The sequence below is a fragment of the Ignavibacteriales bacterium genome, from assembly GCA_026390595.1.
GTDB lineage: Bacteria > Bacteroidota > Ignavibacteria > UBA10030 > UBA10030 > UBA9647.
In genome coordinates, this window is sequence record JAPLFQ010000015.1 from 88,216 (window position 1) to 109,908 (window position 21,693).

The following is a 21,693-nucleotide window of genomic DNA, read 5'->3' on the forward strand; positions in this document are numbered from 1 at the left end:
GACGAACATGACTAACCTCGGAAAGACTATTCAAATCTACCTTCCGGATGGAAATCCGCGCGGATTGAAGTTGGCTGAAATTACCAGCCGAACGATCCAAATTGTCCTTGTGCCGCGTGCCCATCTCGCTATCGCAAGCGAGAGGCCCGAATTGTCAAACGTTGGGATCTATTTTCTTGTTGGCCCACCTGATCAAGAAGGCATTCCACAAGTTTATGTTGGCGAAGCGGAAGACTGTCTTCAAAGGATAAAGCAACACAACAAGCAGAAGGACTTCTGGCAAACCGCCCTTGTTTGCATCTCCCGCACACAGTACTTCACGAAATCTCATGTTAAGTATCTTGAATGGCATTCTCACCAGACCATCTCAGCAGCGGGACGTTTCCGCCTCGAAAACCCCACCGTTCCGACATGCCCATATGTCTCTGAAACGATGAAGGCGGATCTCCACGACAATTTTGATACAATTCACATACTTCTTTCTGCGCTTGGCTTTCCCCTGTTCGACGAGTTACAGAAGCCCTCGAAAAAGGATCTACTATACTGCCGCGGAAAGGACGCTGAAGCTGCAGGTGAATATTCGGGGGACGGGTTTGTCGTGTTTGAAGGCTCAACTGCCAATTTGGAAGAGTCAAATTCAGCAAAGGCCTCCTGGGTTGAGCACCTCCGACAATCTCTTATACAATCCGGTTGTATGGTAGCAGAAGAAAATATCTACCGCTTTTCGAGAAATTATGTGTTTTCTTCGCCCAGTGCCGCAGCTGTGAGTATCCTCGGCCGATATGCAAATGGTTGGACTGAATGGAAATATGCCGACGGAAGAACATTGGACGAAGTCAAGAGACGAAGTGACGAGCCAATGACATAGCCTTGTCGTAACCGTGGGTTGTGCAGCACAGAAAGGCACAAAACCACGGTGGCCGTAGCTTAGCATTCGCGAACTCAAGCCCGAAGTTCGTATGGATGGTAAAGCTGAATATGACTCTAGCCTACAGCCTCGCGAGAAGATTTCAGTTGACTTTTCTAAGTGACATTATCCAATCCGATATCCTGATATGACGACTCGGCTTCACCATTCTTTTCTTTTGTTGTTCTTGATTGTCAACACTTCCTCATCCCAGGTCGTGACGATCTCCGGGACTGTCCGCGACGGAATGACGCAAACGTCCCTTCCTTCCGCGAATGTACGTGTTGTGGGAACTTCGAAGGGGACGGTCTCGAACGCCGTGGGAGTCTACAGGCTCTCCCTCGAACAGGGCGACTATACGATCATTACCAGTTTCATTGGCTATCACTCAGACACGCTGAGGGTTTCGCTCGATCGCTCGATCGAATACAATCCGCGCCTGCAGCCGACGGCCATTGAGATGGCAGAAGTGGTGATCACGAGTGAAGATCCCGCGATGGCGATCATGCGCAAGGTCATCGAGTACAAGAAGCGGTGGTCTGAGACGCTGAAGTCATACGAGTTCGACGCCTTCACGCGGATGGCCATGCGGAGGGAGACCAGTATCGCGATGATCATGGAATCCTATACGACCGGTTACTGGCAGAAAGGGGACACGCTCAGGGAGGTGGTGAAGCAGAAACGCCGGACAGAGAACATTCCAGGATTCGGCAATCTCGCCGTCGGAGGTTCTGTGGTCAATTTCTATGATGACGACGTCTTCTTTGTCGGATACAGGTTTGTAGGTCCCACGTCGCCCGAGGCGTTTGATTACTACGATTTCAAGCTTGAAAAGACCAGGACCCGCGACGACAAACCCGTCTATACCATCAGGATCAGTCCCAAATCGCACATCGCTCCCCTGTTCAGAGGCAAGATTGACGTCATCGGCGACACGTACGCTCTTGTCGGAGTCGATATCGCTCCGAACGAAGCGTTCACGATTCCGTTCGTTTCCGGATTGGATATCCGCTACTCGCAGCAATTTGGCCTCTACGAAAGCCGGTATTGGATGCCGATGGACATCCGTTTGACGGGGGGATTTGAAATCAGCCTGGCGGGATTCTCGTTCCCCAAAATTGTCGTTGAGCAAGCCTCGGTGCTGTATGATTACCGGATCAACAAAGTCCTGGCCGATTCGATATTCAGGATGAAGCGCATCACTGAACTGCCGACGGCAAAGACCTTTGATTCGTTGTTCTGGGCCCAGCACGACGTGCTGCCGCTGACGCACGAAGAGCAGCATGCCTACAAGACTCTCGACAGCACGCAGACACTTGACAAGCAATTCAAACCATCGGGTCCGCTGGCCGATCTTACGGGGCCGGCATTCGGATTTCTGAGCTATATCAATATCCGCTACAACCGCGCTGAGGGACTGTTTCTCGGGGGACAATATTCCCGTGACAGCCTCTTCGTCAGCAGCCTCATGCTCTCCGGCTCGGCGGGCTACGGATTCTCGGACAAGAAAGCGAAATTCAGTTTTGGTGCTTCGGTATTTCTCGACGCCGCTCGCAGGTGGAAAATTGGGGCTGAAGGGTATGAGGGGATCGCTCATATTCCGGACGCCGGGTACTATCCGTCTTTCGCTATCGCCCTCGCATCAGTGCTGAATAAGCGGGACTACCGGGACTACTACTACGTTAAAGGCTGGCGTGCGTTCGCTGAGTCGAAGCCACTCAGGAGACTCTCGCTCGTGCTGGAATGCAAGAACGAGGACGAATCGACCGCATTCAAGACAACCGATTTCAGTCTCTTTCAGAAGAACGAACCGTTCCGCCCGAATCCGCCTATTCAGGATGGAACCATGCGGAGCCTCGATTTCAGGGTCCGCTATGGAGACGACCCTGTTCCGTTTGGACTCGTCGTCACGAATTCCGCTGAAGTGGAATTGGAACACTCCAACCGGGATTTGCTAGCGAGTTCGTTCGACTTCACAAGGGCGGTTTTTCGTGGAGAAGCGCGGATCAATACCTATTCAGCCCGGTTATTGTTTCCTCCAACCTTGAATCTCAAGCTGTCTGCCGGGATTGAGACGGGGTCCGTCCCTCCGCAGCGGATATTCAGCCTCGAGTCGCGCTATGATGGAATTGGCCCCCTGGGTGTCCTCCGCGGAGGGGGAGTGAAGGAGTTCTCCGGCCAACGATTTGTCGCGTTCACGATCGAGCACAACTTCCGAAGCACGCCATTTCTCATCCTTAACATCCCTTACCTTTACAGGAACAGCATCGAGGTGACTCTCTACGGGACGGCCGCGAAGACGTGGACCTCGGAGGCGCTTCCATTCGGTGTGACAACAAACGGTTGGTACACCGAAGCTGGGATCGGCATCAGCCGTATCCTGACTTTGTTTCGGTTCGATTTCACGTACCGCTTCGCTCAGCCACGCGGCCTTTTCGTGTCAGTTGGTGTCGCCCAGCTTATCTAGAGGTCATCTAAAGACACTTCGAAAAAAAGAGAATCTCTCGCAAAGCCGCAAATGCAAGTAATTTCAACACAATTTCTTGACTTTGCGTTCTTGGCGACTTTGCGTGAGAATCTTTGAGGCGGGTCCCAGGCAATTCCTCTCAGGAACTCCAAATCCTAAGTTCAATTGAGCCGCGGAAGAGGGGTTTAGGCAAACGTTGGTTCAGGATTTCGTGCTTCGTATTCTGACTTCTTGCATTTCGGATACCTCTTCGCTAAGTTGCGTGCAGTTCCTCTCAACACTCCCAAACCACCTCCTCTGACGTCAGGCCCAACCCTCACAATGGGCCGCGTTGCTTACTGGATTGTCGGCACTCTTCGGAAGGAAGTATGGATAGTACGGGCACCACTCCGCAACATCCCTCAATAGCAATGATCGGATGGACGACTGTCATAGCGTCGGCCGTCATGATTGTCATCGATGTGTTGAGCCTTCTGAGCTCAACGATGCTCGACACACTGGATCTCAGTGGTTCTATGCCGTTGCTTTCACAGTACGTCCCGGACTCGACGAAAACCGTGGTCAATCTCTTTCGCTACAGCCGATGGTGGACCGGATACGGGATACTGTTCTTCGGCTTCGTGCTGGTTGCCGGGCTCCAGTTTCTGCGGCTGCGGGCCTGGGGGCGAAAGGCGCTCGAAATTGCGTGCTGGGTTGGGATGTTTAATGCCGTCGTTGACACGCTGCTGAGTTACCTGATCTGGCAGAATATGCAGGAAACACTCTCCATGGCTCTGCGCGGACTTGGGGGCGGGCAGTATTCCTACCTCAATCCGTTGGGGCTTTTCACAATTGTGCTTGGCTTTCTGCTGTGGATCGTCCCCTCATTGGCGATGATTGTGTACCTGCGAAGGCCGATAATCAGGCAAACGGTAAGTCTACAGTGATCATTGAGCAAGAATTCCCGACAAGGAGAATCCGAACGATGACCCGCCCCTGCGTCATGCTGTCTCTCACAGTTGTTGTTCTTGTGCTCGCATGCACCAGCATCGCCGTTGCGCAGAATGAACCCTTCACCGGTTTGAACAATTACGTCTCCAAGGCAATGAAGGAGTGGGACACACCGGGGCTCGCGCTTGCGATCGTCAGGAATGATTCCGTCATATTCATGAGGGGTTATGGAGTGAAGAAGATGGGGGAGAACGATCCCGTGACGCCGAGAACGATCTTCGCGATCGCCTCCACCACCAAGGCGATGACGGCGGCATGCGTGGGCATGCTTGTGGACAGCGCGAAAATCAAATGGGACGACCCGGTTACCAAGTTTCTCCCATGGTTTCAACTATCCGACCCGTATGTCACGCGCGAGCTGACGGTGCGGGACCTCCTCTGTCACCGAAGCGGCCTCGAACGGGGAGACAATCTGTGGTATTTCTCTCCCTATAGCCGCGAGGAAGTGCTTCGCCGCGTTCGATTCCTGAAACCTGCGTGGAGCTTCAGGAGCAGATACGGGTATCAGAACATCATGTTTGTCGCCGCCGGACAGATCATCCCTTCGGTGACAAATATGACGTGGGACGATTTCGTCGCTCAACGGTTGTTCACGCCGCTTGGCATGACAAGGACGAATACGAGTGTCAAATATCTTTCTTGCATGGATGACGTGGCGACGCCGCATGAGAAGATCGATGAAAAGATGCAGCCTGTCGTCTGGCCCAACTTCGATAACGTCGGGTCCGCCGGGGCAGTCAACTCCTGTGTGCAGGACATGGCGCAATGGGTTCGACTCAACCTGAATGGCGGGGTCTACAAAGGGAAGCGGCTCATCAGCGCAGACGTCATCAAGGAGATGCAGACGCCTCAAACCATCATCCGCATCGACTCGCTTGATCAGGCCCTCCGTCCTTCGAATCATTTTGCCGCGTATGGTTTTGGGTGGACCTTGCGGGACTATCTTGGACGTAAACTCATCCAGCACGACGGTGCCCTCGACGGCATGCGGGCCCGCGTGGTGTTTGTGCCGGAAGAGAAGCTTGGGTTCGTCATTCTCATGAACTCTCAAAACACCAATCTCCATGCCTCGATCGCGTACCGGATTCTCGACCACTATCTCGGAGGAGCAACGCGCGATTGGAGCAGCGAGTTGCTGAAAATTGTAAAGGACCAGGAAGAAAAGGACAAGGCAGAGGAAAAGAAGACCATCGACGGCAGAGTGAAAGGGACCAAACCATCGCTGGCGCTGGAAGAGTACGCAGGGACGTACGACAACGAGATGTATGGGCCAGTCACGGTCAAGGTGGACAGCGGCAAGCTTGCGATGGACTTCTATCCCACTTATTCCGGCAAATCGGAGCATTGGCACTTTGACACGTTTCAGGTGCGTTGGAACGACCGGTCCCTGGACAAAGACATGATTACGTTTGTTCTCGGACCTGACGGCAAGGCGGCTGAATTGCGCTGGCAGGGGTTCACAACATTCAAGAAAACCAAATAGAATTCATGAAAAGGGTCTCCCGCCGAAGACCTAATGTTGATTCGTGTTGCATCGTGGAAAGGGCAGGTTCTTATCTGCCCTTTTTCATTCCGGAGCGCCTCTTGATGCTTCCTCGCTTGGCTTCAGGTACTCTGTTGAAACCAGCGATCCATTCGCGTCTTTATGAACTGTGTTGACACGACTTCGTGGCGTTTCCCTGGCCTGAGAGTGCAGAGGGTTTTTCTTCGCACCAAATTTGACTATATTCCCGTGTCGCACGGCGATCAGTACCTTGATTTCGCCACATCATGATTTTGCGATCTTAGAACGTTCTTTCAAGAACTCCGACTGAATTCGAACTGTGACTGAAACAAGAATCCTTCCCGTCTCTTCCCGTGCTCCCGATCCTGATGTGATCGCGCAGGCAGCCGGCGTTCTTCGCCAGGGGGGGCTCGTGGCATTTCCTACAGAGACCGTGTACGGTCTCGGGGCGGATGTGCTCAGCGCCGACGCGGTGAGGAAGGTGTTTTCCGTCAAGGGTCGCCCGCCCGACAATCCGCTGATTGTTCATGTGGCAGGGACCAAGATGCTCGACGACGTCGTCGATGAAATCCCTGACAAGGGGAAGATGCTCGGGGAAGCGTTCTGGCCGGGTCCGCTGACGCTCGTTATGAAGCGCACGATCCTCGTCTCCGATCTCGTTACAGCCGGACTCGACACGGTAGCCGTGCGTATGCCCGATCATCCGGTGGCGCTGGCCCTGATTCGGGCGTTCGGTGAGGGGATCGTCGGTCCGAGTGCCAACCTCTCAGGAAAACCGAGCCCTACCACTGCACAGCACGTCTATGATGATTTGCGCGGGCAAATCGAGTTGATCCTCGATGCCGGTCAGACCACGATCGGTGTTGAATCAACAGTGGTCGATGTGACCGTAGATCCGCCGGTCATTCTTAGATTAGGCGGCTTGACGAGGGAGCGGATCGAAGAGGTGATCGGACCAGTCGAGACTGACACAACCGGAGAGCGCTCCAAGCGATCCCCGGGGAGTCGTCACCGCCACTATGCCCCCAAAGCGAAGGTTCTTCTGGTGCGCCAGGACGACCAGGCCGCATTTGCCGCAATTTTGCAGGAACAACGCCAGGCGGGAAAGCAGGTCGGCTGTATCGTCCATTCTGCTCTCCTCGCGAAATTGGAATCGGGCGAGTCCTATCGTGTTCTCCCCTCATCCATCGACATCTTTGCCCGGTACTTGTTCCGTACGCTTCGAGAGCTTGATGCGATGCATGTGGATGTCATCGTCATTGAAGGTGTTCACGAAGATGGCCTTGGTGCCACCGTGATGGATCGGCTGCGCCGCGCTGAACAAGGATAATCGAGAAGCCTGCTTTCCCGCCCTCAATTTTTTGGTTCTTTTTCCGATTTTCCGGTATATTCATACTGAACAATTATGAGTCACCATAGCCACGATCATATCGGTGTCATCGAGGGATTCGCGAGGCTCGACGTCCGGCGGGCCGAGCGCACGGGAATTCCCGAGGCGATTTTTGCCGAGGGGAAGACGGTTGCCCAGGTTGTTGAGGCCCTGCGCCGCATGGGAGAAGCGTCCGGCATCGCTCTGGCGACACGCGTGAGCGAGGAGTTTGCGAAAGCTATCCGGCGTGGACTGGGGAGAAAATTCCTGATTGAGCAGAACGCACTTGGCCGCACGATGGTTGTCCGCAAAAAGGGCGTGGCCACCAAGCCGACGGGGGGAAGCATAGCAATTCTGGCCGCGGGAACGTCTGATATCCCGACGGCGGAAGAAGCACGGGTGACTGCAGAAGTGATGGGGTGCAAAGTCGTTGCGCATTATGATGTCGGCATTGCCGGTATTCATCGGCTTCTGGAACCTCTGCAGGAAATCCTCTCGAGCGGTGTGTCGGCGATTGTTGTCGTTGCTGGGATGGAAGGAGCTTTACCATCCGTTGTCAGGGGGCTTGTGAGTGTCCCGGTCATCGGCGTTCCGACGAGCACTGGCTATGGCTACGGCGGCCATGGTCAGGCCGCACTTATGACGATGCTGCAGTCGTGCGCTCCCGGCTTGACCGTCGTGAATATTGATAATGGATTTGGCGCAGGAGCGACCGCAGCACTCATCGCCAATCAGGTTGCTTTGGCCCGGGCGTCGTCTGCATAGCTTTTACAATTCAATCAAATCCTCTTTCTACTCCGAGAAGAAAAACACTATGGTTCCCAAGCGTAAGACAAGCGACGAGCGCCCGCTCGTTGGCATCATGATGGGGAGCGCATCAGATCTTGAGGCGGTTGAGCCTGCCCGAACGATTCTGAAGGAATTCGGAATCCAGTGCGAAATGAAGGTCCTCTCTGCGCACCGTACTCCGGATCAGGCTCTGAGGTACGCTGCTGAAGCAGAATCGCGCGGCATCGAGGTCATCATCGCCGCTGCCGGGGGGGCCGCTCATTTACCCGGCGTTGTGGCAGCCAAGACCCTGCTTCCTGTGATCGGAATTCCCATCAAATCAAAAGCTCTGAACGGTTTGGACTCGCTCCTTTCCATCGTTCAAATGCCTGCCGGTATTCCTGTCGCTACAGTCGCAATTGACGGCGCGGCAAATGCTGCACTTCTGGCAGTGACAATCATGGCCGGCAAACATCCGGAACTGCGTGCAAAGCTCAAGAAATACCGCAAGACTCTGGAAGAGAAAGTCCTCAGCGCAAAAGTATAGACAGTATACCGAAGCTGTTCGTTCTGGAATGCTGCTCCCGCAACGTCCTGGTCCGAGACAACACAGATTCGCAGCCGGGATCAGATGCACTCTTGGTCACCCAATCGATATCGTACTGTTATGAAGGAGGCTCCTATGCTCAGGAAATCTGTCGTTCTGCTCGCTCTCATTACAACGTCCATCATGCTTGCAGGATGCGGCAAAACAAAAACTTCGATTACGCTCGCTGGCTCAACTGCGTTTCAGCCGTTTGCAGAGAAGTTGGCCGATCAATATATGAAGGCACACCAGAGTGCTGCAATCACGGTTCAGGGAGGTGGTTCAGCAGTCGGTGTTCAGTCGGCGATCTCCGGTGCGGCACAAATCGGAATGGCTGACCTGGTGGAACTGCCGCCGGAAGCGAAACAGCTGACTGCCACGATCGTTGCCAGGGATGGCATAGCGTTGGTTCTCAATCCAGCCAACAATGTCATGAATCTCACGATGCAGCAAGTCCGGGATGTGTTCAACGGCAAGATCAAGAACTGGAAAGAAGTCGGAGGCGCGAACGCCGCGATTACTGTGGTCTCTCGCGAAGCGGGCTCCGGTACCCGGACGTCATTTGAACAGATTGTGAAGGACATCACCTTGACCAAGGACGCGCTGATTCAGGATTCCAATGGGACGATTCGGGAAACAGTCGCGAACGATCCAAATGCGGTCGGCTATTTGTCTCATGGGCTTCTGAATGCGAAAATCAAGGCCATCAAGATCGACGAACAGGAATGCACGACGGATCTTATTGCCGCGGGGAACTACAAGCTCGTCAGACCGATCTATCTTCTCGTCAAAGGAGATCCGCAGGGAGAGGTCAAGAACTTCATTGACTATATTCTTTCCGAGGAAGGGCAAAAGACGATCAAATCCAACGGTCTGATTCCCGCAAAGTGAACTGACGTATTCCATCAAGGTATTCGATGAGTCTGATCGGTGACAAAGGGGTTCAGAGAATCCTTTCGGTGACGGCCTTCTCGGCGATTTCAGCGCTCCTCCTCATTGCTCTCTTCATTCTCAATGAGGGATTGCCCTTCATTTTCCGCTACGGCCTCCATGATTTCCTCCTCTTGTCCGACTGGAATCCCCAAGCAGGGAAGTTCGGTATCTATCCCATGGTGGCAGCATCGCTGTGGGTGACATTTGGCGCCATGATTGTCGGCGCGCCATTGGGTGTCGCTGGAGCGATATTCCTCAGCGAATTCGTGCCGAAATCTGTGATGCACGTGGTCAAGCCCACTATTGAACTTCTCGCAGCCATCCCTTCGGTAGTCTACGGTTTCATCGGCGTGATGGTCCTCGCTCCGCTGATCCGAACCCAACTCGGGGGACCCGGTCTCTCTCTTCTCGCGGGCTCGATCATTCTGGGGATCATGATTCTCCCCACTGTCATCAGCATCTCGATCGACTCAATTCAGGCGGTCCCGCAATCGTACCGTGAAGGATCGTTGGCGCTTGGAGCTACAACCTGGCAGACGATCCACATGGTGACTGTTCGCGCTGCGAAGTCAGGCATCATCGCGAGCATCATTCTCGGGATGGGACGGGCAATCGGAGAGACAATGGCCGTGATCATGGTCGCCGGCAATTCTGTCAGAATCCCTCAGTCGGCATTGGACTCAGTGCGGTCGCTGACGGCAAACATAGCGTTGGAAATGAGCTATGCCACCGGACTCCATCGCCAGGCTCTTTTTGCGACCGGTGTCGTTCTCTTCGTCGGCATCATTATCCTCAATTCGATCGCCATCGTCGCGTTGAGGAAGAGGGTATACAAGAAATGAGGATCCATCCAAGATACACGCAACGGCTCGCCGTTACAGCTCTTGGTGGTGCTACACTGCTCACGCTGGCAGTTCTTGTGTTCATCATTGTTTTTGTGCTCGAGAAAGGCCTGCCGGTTCTGAATTTCAGTTTTCTTCTGACTAATCCGGAGGACATGGGAAGGGGAGGGGGGATTTTCACGACAATCGTCGGCACGATGATACTTCCCCTCCTGGCGATTCTCGTTGCCGCCCCACTGGGCATTTGCACCGCCGTGTATCTTACCGAATATACTGCCGAGACCAGGGCCACCAGAATAATCCGTTTTGGAACCGACTGTCTGGCAGGCATACCATCAATTATCTTCGGCCTGTTTGGCTTCATCTTCTTCGTCACTACGCTTGGCTTGGGTTGGTCAATACTTTCCGGAGCGCTGACGCTTGCGTTCATGATCCTTCCCACGATTATCCGAACTACCGAGGAAGCAGTGAAAGCCGTTCCGAAATCCTACCGGCAGGTCAGTTTCTCGCTGGGAGCAACCCGTTGGCAAACCGTGAAGAGAGTTATTCTGCCCAATGCTCTGCCGGGAATCCTCACGGGAATCATGTTGGGCATTGGCCGCTCGATTGGAGAGACGGCCGCGGTGATCTTTACGGCCGGTTCGTCTCTTCGCATGCCGACTTCCATATTTGATTCAACCCGGACAATGGCCGTGCACTTTTATATCCTGGCCCGTGAGGGCCTGTCGTCGGAGAATGCGTACGGTACAGCGGCGACTCTTATTATCGCTGTCCTTGTCATCAACCTCACTGCCTATTGGATGATGGGCCGCTTTATTGCCAAACGATCTTAACCATCAACACATGGACTGTAAGTTCGACATACAGAATCTGAACGTGTATTGGGGCGGGAACCTGTTATTGAAAAAGGTCAGCCTCAAGATCCCGTCTTGTCAGATTCTCGGCGTCATCGGTCCTGCCGGATCAGGGAAGACGACATTCATTCGATCCCTCGACCGGATGAACGAGTTGGAGGCGGGCTTCAGGATGGAGGGGAGGGTGCTGCTCGACGGCGAAGACATTTATGGATCTGAGTATGATGCCGTCACCTTGCGCAAGAAAGTAGGAATGGTCTTCGCACTCCCCGTCGCGTTACCGATGAGTATCTACGAGAATGTCGTCTACGGTCCCAGGCTGGCTGGAATTCGGAACCGCGAACGTCTAGACGAACTCGTTGAGCAAAGCTTGAAGGCGGCGTTCATCTGGAATGAAGTCAAAGACCGGTTGGATTTGTCGGGGCTTCGGCTCTCGGGCGGGCAGCAACAACGCCTTTGCCTCGCCAGAGTTCTGGCGATGGAACCCGATGTGATTCTCCTCGACGAGCCATGCTCGGGTCTCGATCCGATTTCTACCGCCAAGATCGAAGACGCTCTGACCGAGTTGAAAAAGAAGTACACGATCATCCTTGTAACAAATAACACGAAGCAGGCCGCACGAATCGCGGATCAGACCGCATTTTTCCTGATGGGAGAATTGATCGAGCTTGGTCCGACCGACCGCATCTTCACCTCTCCCGTTCACAAACAGACTGATGACTACGTTACCGGGAGGTTCGGTTGATGACGACGCCTCTCCAGGACGCACGCGTCTCTACCTTCAAGATGAAGGTCAATGTCCTTGATCTTTTCTACGGTCAGTTCCAGGCGTTGAAGTCGGTCGACATGTCTGTTCGTAACAATATGATCACCGCCCTGATCGGGCCATCGGGATGTGGAAAATCGACGCTTCTTCGCTGTCTCAATCGGATGAACGACCTCATCCCGGGCGTCCGTGTAAAGGGGAAGGTGCTCCTCGACGGTTCGGATATTTATGGCTCTTACATCGAAGTCGCGGAATTGAGGAAGCGGGTGGGTATGGTGTTCCAGCGCCCGAACCCCTTTCCGCTTTCGATCTATGACAATGTCGTATACGGATTAAGAGTGGCGGGCATCCGCAACTCAGCCCGGCTCAGAGAAATTGCAGAACAAAGTCTCCGGGCCGCGTGGTTGTGGGATCCTTTGAAAGATAAGTTGGATCACCCTGCGCTTGACCTGCCGTTGGATCAGCAGCAACGGCTGTGTGTCGCCAGACTCCTGGCGGTGCAGCCGGAAGTGATCTTGATGGATGAACCGTGCTCGGCGTTGGATCCGATAGCCACCATGAAGATTGAGGAGCTGATGCTGGAGTTGAAGAAGAACTATACCATCGTGATCGTGACTCACAACATGCAGCAGGCGGCCAGGGTGTCAGACTTCACAGGATACATGCTGCTCGGTGAAATGATCGAGTTCGGCAGAACGGACGACGTCTTTACCAAGCCGTCGAAGAAATTGACAGAAGATTACATTACGGGCAAGTACGGTTAGCAATAGCAGCCGGGACGGAGAGGATCTACCATTCAGAGGGGAGCACCATGGATAAGAGACATTTCGATGTCGAACTGGACCAGTTGAGGCAGAAGCTGGTCATGATGGCAACCAAAGTCGAAATACTGATCAATCATTCCATTGACGCCATTCGGACGCGGGATGCCGGCGCGGCCGAAGCCGCGCTCGCAATGGACAAAGAGATTGACCGGATGGAGATTGAGATCGAGGAAGCGGCAATATCTCTCATCGCCCGGTATCAACCGGCAGCGGGGGATCTACGGTTCCTTGTCGGCGCCATCAAGATCAACAATGATCTGGAGCGAATCGGTGATCATGGTGTGAACATTGCTCAGAGCGCCGCCCGACTGGCAGATCGGCCTGATGTCAAGGTGCTGGCCGAGATTCCCTGGATGGCGGGACTGGCTGTGAGTATGCTGAAGGACAGCCTCGACAGCTTCATCTCCGGGGATCCGGCGAAAGCCCGGGAAGTGTGCACCCGCGACGATCAGGTGGACGACTTGAAGGACCAGATTTTACGGATTGTTTTGACGTTCATGATGGAAAAGCCCGACTTCATTTCGTCCGGCATGACTCTTATTCTCGTGGCCCGCAATCTTGAGCGCATTGGCGACCTGGCAACTGACATTTCCGAAGAAGCCATCTATATCCACCAGGGTAAGGTCATTAAGCACGGGGCAGAGCAGGGATCGGGCGAAGGAAGCACGACTCCTTGACGTTGGCCGTAGAATGGAGGCGAACCTCGGCTCCACTGTCATATCACCAAACATCAGTGCCAGTCGTTCCCTGAATTGAGTATATTGAGGAAGAAACCTCCGTGAAGGTTTGAACTGCTCCCCCAAGAGGTCAATCTACCCGGCAACCAAAGTCATCGTAACACTGTACTCGACCCACACCACCAGAAACGGAAGACGACCGTGAAATTCGACAAGATAATCCAGAGGCTTCTGCCTCACGATGAATCATTCTACAAGTTTTTTGCGGAAGCATCACAGAATCTCGTGAATGCCGTGGCGCTTCTCAAGGAGCTCTCCGTCGCGAAGGAAGGATCAGACCGAGAGAAGCTCATTATGCAGATCAAAGAACTTGAGCACCACGGAGACAATCTGACTCATAAGATCTTCTCCGAGCTCAATGCGACGTTTGTGACCCCATTCGACCGTGAGGACATTCACCAACTGACATCGGCCCTCGACGACGTCATGGACCATATGGACGGGACAGCCAACCGCATCACCCTCTACAAGATCAAAGAGTATCCTGAGCCCATGGTGCGGCTGATTGACATTCTTCAACTGTCAATCGGCGAGCTCCACCGCGGTGTGGGAATGTTGCGGGATTTGAACAAGGCCAACGAGCTGCAGCGGGTATTTCAGAAAATCAATGAGTACGAAAACAACGCCGACGCGGTGTTTGAACAGGGAGTCGCAGATCTGTTCGAAAATGAAAAAGACGCGATCCAGGTCATCAAGCTCAAAGAATTGCTCGTCGGTCTGGAGACGGCGACGGATAAATGCGAAGATGCCGCGAACGTTCTCGAAGGCATCTACATCAAGAACGCGTAACCCGAAATCGACAACCCGCCATGATGATATTTATCGTTGCCATCATTCTGTTCGCTCTCTTCTTTGATTTTCTGAATGGATTTCACGATTCCGCGAATTCAATAGCCACCATCGTCTCCACGCGGGTTCTCACTCCCCGCAAGGCGGTCATGTGGGCTGCCTTTTTCAATCTGGCTGCCGCATTCTTCTTCGAAGACCAGGTCGCCAAAACGATTGGCAAGGGCCTCATCGAGCTCTCAAGCATCAACGAATATGTCATTCTGTGCGGCTTGATCGGCGCCATCGTGTGGAATCTGGTGACGTGGTATTTCGGCATCCCGACAAGCTCCTCGCACGCGCTGATGGGTGGACTAGGGGGGGCAGCAATCACCAAGGCCGGATTCGGGACGCTCATCATCAGCGGATGGACGAAGACGATCATTTTCATTGCCGTCGCCCCCGTGATGGGAATGGTCATAGGATTTGTTTTAATGGTGAGCTTGATGTGGATCTTCCACGGCCGGTCATCCACTAAAGTGAACAACCTGTTCAGGAAACTTCAACTCTTGTCGGCCGCACTCTACAGTCTCGGTCACGGAACGAACGATGCTCAGAAGACCATGGGTGTTATCACGACTCTTCTCGTGACGACGGGAGTCCTGAAATCGTTTGAAATACCATGGTGGGTCATCATCAGCTGCTATTTTTCAATTTCTCTCGGAACACTGTTCGGAGGATGGAGAATCGTCAAGACCATGGGGCAGAAGGTGACCAAGCTGAAACCATCGGGCGGGTTTTGCGCTGAAACCGCTGGTGGCATCACGCTGCTGGTTACCGCTTTCAGCGGAATCGCCGTCAGCACGACGCATACCATCACCGGAGCGATCATGGGCGTCGGCGCGACGAAAAGAGTGACTGCTGTCCGATGGGGCCTCGCGGGAAAAATCGTTTTCGCCTGGATCGTGACGATCCCATGTGCGGCGGCTGTGGCTGCCGTCTCGTATGAGCTTGTCCATTTTCTTCGGTTGGCCATTCGATAGTTTCGCGGTCGATTCACTCCTCCAGGATTAACAATGAAAGATTGATTCGTCCCGTTCACACCTCGATCTGACCCACATAATCCTTGTTTTCCGCACACAAATCTCCGATGCTTCTCATTAGTGGGAAGTAACGGAAGAGCCGCCGCCATCTTGTTGCTTTTCTCCACGCGATTTACATACTTTGTATGGGGTCATCATGAGAGCTGGCGGATGGGAAGGCGGTTGAGGCTTCCCGGACTTCCGTCTGTTTGCCCGTCTTTTCGGCTCGTGGATTAAACTGCTGGAAAGACATGCGATGCAATTCTACCGCTGCGTGTGAAGGGTCGCTCTGAGCGCGGTACAGCAGGAGGTGCACAGTGGTAATCTGGCATAATACGGTCGACGCGTCACGCATCCCCGAGTATGTTGCCGGGGGGCAGGAAGTGGAATTGTGGATCGGGACGTATCCGATCGAGGGGGGACAGTCGGTCTGGCTGGAGATTACGTTGTACACCGTTGATGGCAGAGAACTCTTCTGCAAGATGCCCGCACAATGGCATTCAAACAGCGAACAACGAGGCAACTCGTACTGGGTGATCAACCTGGGTTCGTTTGACCCTGGAGACAGGATCGAATACCGGGTCTACGGTTCGAAAGGGGAGGATCTGGTTTCCTGCAACGATACTTACGCATTTGAAGTCGGCTGATTAGCTTGAGCGTCATTCCTGCTCGCTCCGGCCTCGCTTTCATGTTGTTCCCGCTGAATACCTGATCACCTCCGCCTTTTCAATCGTCACCATCCCGCCGCTGCCGCATTGTTCAAAGAGTTCATCGACGCGTGGAAGGAACTGCCTGATGTTCTCTTCGGTGTCCACGAGTTCAACGACGATGGGGAGGTCTTCTGACAATCGCAGGATTTTTGCTGTGTGAATGACACGGCTCTTAGCGCCGAACCCTTCGATCCCGCGCAGCACAGTCGCTCCTGCGAGACCGTTCTTCCTCGCTTCCTGAACAATGATCTCGTAGAGCGGTGTGTGACCGATCTTGTCCGATTCACCCAGGAAAATCCTGAGCAGCTTGCCGTCGCCTGAGAGTTTCATCTCCTACCCTCTGAATGATTGACGCGATGATAAGAAACCGAACGCGAAGTGCGCACTCTGCTGAACAGACAGGGGGATGTTTGTCACTGTCAAGATCTCTGTGCTCGTCGCGGTTATCCTCTTTCAACACAGTACATTCCTGAATTCCGGCTAGAAGATCTTACCGAGGGAGTATCCCAGCCACGTGCCGCCGAGGCATGTCCCGACGCTGAGCAGTACATTGGCAGATGCGTAGAAGACTTCGCCATCCCTGAGCAAAGCCACGGTCTCAAAGCTGAAGCTGGAAAAGGTGGTAAATCCACCGAGAATTCCGATTGTGAGGAAAATCCGCAGGGACGGATATACGACGAACCTGTCTTCAAGCATCGACATCAGGACTCCGATCAGAAAACACCCGATGATGTTGACCATCAGTGTCCCGGAAGGAAACTCAGTTCCGAATCGCTGATGGATCAGCCCTGAGAGCCAGTACCGTGTGACAGCGCCGATGCCGCCGCCTGCGAATACCAAGAGATAGTTCTGCAATGAATGCTCCTCGTGAAATCTTGTAGTGTATCCCTGATAAGGTTACAGCAACCCGTATTCCCTGTACCAATCAATCGTTGCTCTCAAACTCTCTTCAAGTGAGACCTGAGTTCTAAACCCGATATGATCCTCCAGCTTTTGGGGACTGCAGACCCAGTCCGTCTGCAGCAGATCGCGGGCTTTCTCGACGTTGAGGACCGATGCGTTGGAGCTGAAGATGGAACCGAGTTCTGCAATCCCTCCGAGGGTGTAGAGGAGGGGGGAGGGAAAGCGGACATTGATGCCTCGCTTTCCGAACATCGCTGCAACACATTCGAGGACGCTGGACAAGCGGTAAGGCGCCGGGTCGGCCACGAAATACGTCTGCCCTGCAGTCTTCGGAGATATCGCAGCTTCGACCATCGCACGCGCCAGCTCGGGGCCGTACACAACGCTGAGTTTCTTCTGGTCGCTTCCGAAAACTGGTTTGAGACCGAGTTTTACCCATCGAAAGATCTCGAGCAGATCGCGGTCACGCGGGCCGTACACCGCGGGGGGACGAAGTATGACGATGGGGAGACGAGGGGAGTACAATTCGCACACAGTCTCAGCTTCGAGTTTTGACACCCCGTATGCGGTGATGGGATGACAGGGGGCTTCTTCGTCGAGAAGCGTACCGTCCGGACTGGGCCCGACAGCAGTGAGGCTGCTTACGAAGCAGAACTTCTTGAGGGTTGAATTCCCCGTTGCCGCTTCCAGGAGGTTTCTTGTGGCGACGACATTTCCCTGGTGGTATTGGCTCTGCTTCTTCGCCTTCGTGACTCCGGCGACATGGAAAATGTACTCCGCATCGTGAATTGCTTCGCGAAGCGTATCGACATCGAGGTAACTTGCACGGACGATTTCTGCCTTGGAGCCTTCGATCCAGCCGAGGTTCGATCGTGTGCGCCGCACGAGACACCGCACCTTGAATCCGCGCTGCAACAAAAGCTCAATCGTGTGGCTTCCGATGAAGCCGGTGCCGCCGGTAACGAGAGCGGTCGGAATGGAGCCTCCCTTCGGGTTTCGTTGACTTTCTTTGCTTATTGAAGTATATTTAAAAAAGTACTGATTAGCAAAGCCACTCGATTCTCATCTCTTTTCTCACCACTGACAGAGGTAGCATTGGACCTATTTGACAAATGTCGCAACTTCACGCGCGCCGATGAAACGAAAGCTCTTGGCCTCTATCCCTATTTCCATGCAATCGAAGAAAGCGAAGGACCGGTAGTTCAGATTGAGGGGCGGAAGATTATCATGGCAGGTTCGAACAACTACCTGGGTCTGACCACTCATCCCAAAGTGAAGGAAGCCGCCATAAAAGCTGTTCAGAAATATGGCACAGGCTGCTCCGGATCGCGATATCTGACGGGGACACTGGATTTGCATGTGGAATTGGAAAGCCGTCTCGCGAAGTTCATGGGCAAAGAAGATTGCCTTCTCTACAGCACAGGGTTCCAGACTGCTCAGGGAATCATCCCGACTCTCATGGAGCCGGGCGAGTACGTGGTATCGGACAAAGACAACCACGCGTGTATCGTTGCCGGAAATCTGATCGCAAACGGGGCCGGATCACTCGTCGACAAGGATGCACAGACCGTCGTTCGATATAAGCACAACGATATGAAACACCTGGAGGTTGTTCTCTCCAAGCTTCCGCTCGATGCCCCCAAGCTCATCGTCTCTGACGGTGTCTTCAGTACGTCGGGAGAGATCGTCGATCTGCCGGAAATGGTCAAGGCGGCAAAGAAACACAACGCCCGTATCCTCATCGATGATGCCCACGCCGTTGGCGTCATTGGAAAAGGGGGACGGGGGACAGCGAGCCATTATGGCCTTGAAAAGGAAGTCGACATGACCATGGGAACTTTCAGCAAAACATTTGCGTCGCTGGGAGGATTTGTGGTCGGTGACCGGTCGGTCATCAATTACCTGAAGCACCATGCGCCCGCCTTGATCTTCAGCGCGAGCCCTACTCCTTCATCTGTCGCCGCTGCCCTCGCCGCTCTCGAGGTCCTCGAAACAGAGCCGTGGCGCATCGACAAGCTCATGAAGAACGCGCGCAAAATGCGCAAGGGCCTGAAAGACATGGGCTATAGAATCGGCGAACACGATTCTGCCGTTGTCCCGGTGATCATCGGCGATACAGAGAAAGTTTTGTATATGTGGAAGATGTTGTTTGAAGCGGGGGTCTTTGTCAACGCGTTTATCCGCCCGGGTGTGCCGCCGGGACTGGAAATGCTGCGCACGAGCTATATGGCGACCCACGAAGATGAGCATCTCGACAAAATTCTCAACGTGTTTTCAGATATTGGGAAGAAGGTCGGAGCTATCAACTGAGCGAGCAGCAACCCCTCGCGTGTATTACATGGAGTCAAAAAGCCGCTGCGCCCGCGTCGCGGCTTTTTTGTTCTGACATTAGGAGGATACTGAAATACAAGAACTGAGACCACCACAAAGACACGAAGTCACAACACTGTGCTTTTAGGAATGGCAGTATTTTGTCAGAACGAAATGTATTGAATTCGGGCCCTTCGGGTCTTTGTGACTTTGTGGTGAGAGTTTTCAGTTTTTCCGTATCCGGCTAGTCTCAATTTTTCCCATCTCCTCGAGGCCAATCAATGAGCGCAATCCAAATCCAGCCGGTAGTAACAAACTCAGATCGCGAACAATTCATCAAGTTTCTCTGGAAGATCTACGAGGGCAACCCCAACTGGGTGCCCCCCCTCCTGATGGATCGCCGGAAGCTGATGGATAAGAAGAAGAACCCGTTTTACCAGCACGCTGATGCTGAGTTTTTCCTCGCACGACGGAATGGCCAGATCGTGGGACGCATCGCCGGTATCGTCAACTACAACCACGACAAAGAACACAATGAGAAAATGGGGTTTTTCGGGTTCTTCGAGTGTATCGATGACCAGGCGGTTGCCAACGCTCTGTTCGACGCCGCGAAGAAGTATGTACAATCGAAAGGGGCTACCGCATTCCGGGGACCGGCAAATCCGTCAGTCAACGACGAGTACGGCCTCTTGTTTGAAGGTTTCAATTTGCGCCCGACGGTACTGATGACGTACAATCCCGAATACTATGTGAAACTCGTCGAGCAGTACGGCTTCGTCAAAGCGAAGGATCTCTATGCGTACACGCTCGCCCAGGCTGAGGTCTACACCGAACGGTTCGAACGGGCAAACAGCCTCGTGAAATCGAGAAACAGCCTCACCGTTCGCCCGATGAACATGAAGAACTTCGCACGCGATGTCGGAATCGTGAAGGAGCTCTACAATGCCGCGTGGGCGAAGAACTGGGGAGCGGTTCCGATGACCGATGGGGAAATCGATGCCCTGGCCGCCGATCTGAAGCCGATTGTGATCCCTGATTTGGTCCTTTTTGCGGAAAGCAAGGGAAAACCTGTCGGATTCGGGCTCTCGCTCCCGGATATCAACGTCCCACTCTGGTATAACAAGAAGGGGAGATTGCTGCCAGGATTGTTTCAGTTGTATTTTCGTAAGAAAGAAATTAATTTGGTTCGCGTTATCGTCCTTGGCGTGCTTCCCGAGTATCTCAACACCGGCGCGGCTGGAGTCCTGTTCTACGAGACGGCCGTCCGGGCCAAGAAACTCGGCTATGAGTACGGAGAAGCGAGCTGGATTCTGGAGGACAATGTCAGGATGGTGAAGTCAGCCGAGGCGATGAAAGGCAAGATCACCAGACGGTACCGCATCTACGAAATGCCGATCACGTAAACGCACTCTCCCGTACTGGCCACATCACTAACTGCGGATGATTTATGCCGATACAAAAAGTCGACAAGATATGGATGAATGGATCGCTGGTGAACTGGGACGATGCGAAAGTCCACGTGCTGACGCATGCCATGCACTATGGATCGAGCTGGTTTGAGGGTATTCGCTGTTACAACACCAAGCGTGGTTCAGCGATCTTCAGGCATCATGACCACGTGCGAAGATTGTATGATTCTTGCCGCATGTACCGTACGGAAATCCCGTACACGCTGGACCAGTTTATCGCTGCCGTGAAAGACACGATCCGCGTCAATAAGATGAAATCATGCTATATCCGCCCGCTTGCCTACCGGGGCTACGGTGAAGTCGGCGTGTTTCCTCTGGCTTGTCCGGTCGATGTGATGATCGCAGTGTGGGATTGGGGAGCCTATCTTGGATCCGACGCCATCGAGCACGGCATCGACGTCTGCGTTTCTTCGTGGAACCGCCCGGCTCCCAACACCATCCCCACAATGGCGAAATCCGGCGGCAACTATCTTAACTCCCAGCTCATCAAGATGGAAGCAGTCCTCGATGGATACAGCGAAGGGATCGCTCTGGACACGGCCGGCTACATCAGCGAGGGGAGCGGAGAGAACATCTTCATCGTCCGGGACAACGTGATTTACACTCCGCCGTTGATTTCCGCCATTCTTCCCGGCATCACGCGCATGTCGGTCCTGAAACTGGCCGACGACGCGGGTTTCCGAGTGGTGGAAGGACTGATTCCCCGCGAGATGCTTTTCGTTGCCGACGAGATGTTCTTCACAGGCACGGCGGCGGAAATCACCCCCATCCGCTCGGTCGACAAGATCAAAGTGGGAAACGGCAAACCGGGTCCGATTACGAAGGCCCTGCAGGATGCGTTCTTTGATGTCGTGCATAACGCCAACGATCCCCATAACTGGCTCGATTTCGTTTACGAGTGACGGAG

General features: G+C 53.7%; 22 protein-coding genes. 19 read left to right on the forward strand and 3 right to left on the reverse strand.

The features are described 5' to 3' along the window. The first annotated feature begins 70 nt into the window (after positions 1-70). The 16 genes from NTU47_06350 to NTU47_06425 all read left to right on the forward strand — a co-directional run bounded on the left by NTU47_06350 (position 71) and on the right by NTU47_06425 (position 16,041). Entirely contained in the window at positions 71-868 is a 798-nt protein-coding gene (locus NTU47_06350) for a GIY-YIG nuclease family protein (protein MCX6133419.1), read from the forward strand. A gap of 187 nt (positions 869-1,055) precedes the next feature. Next, positions 1,056-3,374 (forward strand): DUF5686 family protein, encoded by a 2,319-nt coding sequence (locus tag NTU47_06355; protein ID MCX6133420.1) that lies wholly within the window; start codon positions 1,056-1,058, stop codon positions 3,372-3,374. Between the two features lie 368 nt (positions 3,375-3,742). Further along, positions 3,743-4,300, forward strand: coding sequence for a hypothetical protein (locus tag NTU47_06360; protein ID MCX6133421.1), 558 nt, complete (start codon positions 3,743-3,745; stop codon positions 4,298-4,300). A gap of 38 nt (positions 4,301-4,338) precedes the next feature. Further along, positions 4,339-5,847 (forward strand): serine hydrolase, encoded by a 1,509-nt coding sequence (locus NTU47_06365; protein ID MCX6133422.1) that lies wholly within the window; start codon positions 4,339-4,341, stop codon positions 5,845-5,847. A gap of 340 nt (positions 5,848-6,187) precedes the next feature. Beyond that, positions 6,188-7,198: an L-threonylcarbamoyladenylate synthase gene (locus NTU47_06370; protein ID MCX6133423.1), complete on the forward strand. Its 1,011-nt coding sequence runs from the start codon at positions 6,188-6,190 to the stop codon at positions 7,196-7,198. A 75-nt stretch (positions 7,199-7,273) separates the two neighbouring features. Then, a complete protein-coding gene (gene larB / locus NTU47_06375) occupies positions 7,274-8,002 on the forward strand; it encodes a nickel pincer cofactor biosynthesis protein LarB (GenBank protein MCX6133424.1) in 729 nt (242 codons plus the stop codon). Between the two features lie 49 nt (positions 8,003-8,051). Further along, complete coding sequence (gene purE, locus NTU47_06380; protein ID MCX6133425.1) at positions 8,052-8,552, forward strand: 5-(carboxyamino)imidazole ribonucleotide mutase; 501 nt, start codon at positions 8,052-8,054, stop codon at positions 8,550-8,552. A 135-nt stretch (positions 8,553-8,687) separates the two neighbouring features. Next, the gene (locus tag NTU47_06385) at positions 8,688-9,482 is read left to right on the forward strand and encodes a phosphate ABC transporter substrate-binding protein (GenBank protein ID MCX6133426.1); all 795 of its coding nucleotides are present in this window, start codon (positions 8,688-8,690) and stop codon (positions 9,480-9,482) included. Positions 9,483-9,508: 26 nt separating this feature from the next. Beyond that, complete coding sequence (pstC, locus tag NTU47_06390; protein ID MCX6133427.1) at positions 9,509-10,366, forward strand: phosphate ABC transporter permease subunit PstC; 858 nt, start codon at positions 9,509-9,511, stop codon at positions 10,364-10,366. Continuing rightward, positions 10,363-11,199 carry a phosphate ABC transporter permease PstA gene (gene pstA / locus NTU47_06395; GenBank protein MCX6133428.1) on the forward strand — a complete coding sequence of 279 codons (837 nt, stop codon included), beginning with the start codon at positions 10,363-10,365 and terminating at the stop codon, positions 11,197-11,199. Before pstC ends, pstA begins: the two co-directional genes overlap by 4 nt. Before the next feature lie 10 nt (positions 11,200-11,209). Beyond that, complete coding sequence (gene pstB, locus NTU47_06400) at positions 11,210-11,965, forward strand: phosphate ABC transporter ATP-binding protein PstB (protein MCX6133429.1); 756 nt, start codon at positions 11,210-11,212, stop codon at positions 11,963-11,965. Further along, positions 11,965-12,750: a phosphate ABC transporter ATP-binding protein PstB gene (gene pstB / locus NTU47_06405; GenBank protein MCX6133430.1), complete on the forward strand. Its 786-nt coding sequence runs from the start codon at positions 11,965-11,967 to the stop codon at positions 12,748-12,750. Before pstB (NTU47_06400) ends, pstB (NTU47_06405) begins: the two co-directional genes overlap by 1 nt. A 47-nt stretch (positions 12,751-12,797) precedes the next feature. Continuing rightward, positions 12,798-13,487: a phosphate signaling complex protein PhoU gene (gene phoU, locus NTU47_06410; protein ID MCX6133431.1), complete on the forward strand. Its 690-nt coding sequence runs from the start codon at positions 12,798-12,800 to the stop codon at positions 13,485-13,487. 201 nt (positions 13,488-13,688) lie between these two features. Next, a complete protein-coding gene (locus NTU47_06415) occupies positions 13,689-14,336 on the forward strand; it encodes a DUF47 family protein (protein ID MCX6133432.1) in 648 nt (215 codons plus the stop codon). Between the two features lie 20 nt (positions 14,337-14,356). Continuing rightward, a complete protein-coding gene (locus NTU47_06420; protein ID MCX6133433.1) occupies positions 14,357-15,355 on the forward strand; it encodes an inorganic phosphate transporter in 999 nt (332 codons plus the stop codon). A 356-nt stretch (positions 15,356-15,711) separates the two neighbouring features. Then, positions 15,712-16,041 carry a hypothetical protein gene (locus NTU47_06425; protein ID MCX6133434.1) on the forward strand — a complete coding sequence of 110 codons (330 nt, stop codon included), beginning with the start codon at positions 15,712-15,714 and terminating at the stop codon, positions 16,039-16,041. A gap of 39 nt (positions 16,042-16,080) precedes the next feature. Here NTU47_06425 and NTU47_06430 read toward each other — a convergent pair whose 3' ends face one another. The 3 genes from NTU47_06430 to NTU47_06440 all read right to left on the reverse strand — a co-directional run bounded on the left by NTU47_06430 (position 16,081) and on the right by NTU47_06440 (position 17,985). Next, entirely contained in the window at positions 16,081-16,434 is a 354-nt protein-coding gene (locus NTU47_06430) for a DUF190 domain-containing protein (GenBank protein ID MCX6133435.1), read from the reverse strand. A 150-nt stretch (positions 16,435-16,584) separates the two neighbouring features. Next, complete coding sequence (gene crcB, locus NTU47_06435) at positions 16,585-16,959, reverse strand: fluoride efflux transporter CrcB (GenBank protein MCX6133436.1); 375 nt, start codon at positions 16,957-16,959, stop codon at positions 16,585-16,587. Positions 16,960-17,001: 42 nt separating this feature from the next. After that, a complete protein-coding gene (locus tag NTU47_06440) occupies positions 17,002-17,985 on the reverse strand; it encodes an NAD(P)-dependent oxidoreductase (protein ID MCX6133437.1) in 984 nt (327 codons plus the stop codon). Positions 17,986-18,102: 117 nt separating this feature from the next. On the opposite strand from NTU47_06440, the gene NTU47_06445 reads away from it, so the two are divergent. The 3 genes from NTU47_06445 (at position 18,103) to NTU47_06455 (ending at position 21,688) form a co-directional block, all read left to right on the forward strand. Next, entirely contained in the window at positions 18,103-19,317 is a 1,215-nt protein-coding gene (locus NTU47_06445) for a pyridoxal phosphate-dependent aminotransferase family protein (GenBank protein MCX6133438.1), read from the forward strand. A gap of 281 nt (positions 19,318-19,598) precedes the next feature. Next, positions 19,599-20,720: a hypothetical protein gene (locus NTU47_06450; GenBank protein ID MCX6133439.1), complete on the forward strand. Its 1,122-nt coding sequence runs from the start codon at positions 19,599-19,601 to the stop codon at positions 20,718-20,720. A 44-nt stretch (positions 20,721-20,764) separates the two neighbouring features. Continuing rightward, the gene (locus NTU47_06455) at positions 20,765-21,688 is read left to right on the forward strand and encodes a branched-chain amino acid transaminase (protein MCX6133440.1); all 924 of its coding nucleotides are present in this window, start codon (positions 20,765-20,767) and stop codon (positions 21,686-21,688) included. Positions 21,689-21,693: the final 5 nt, after the last annotated feature.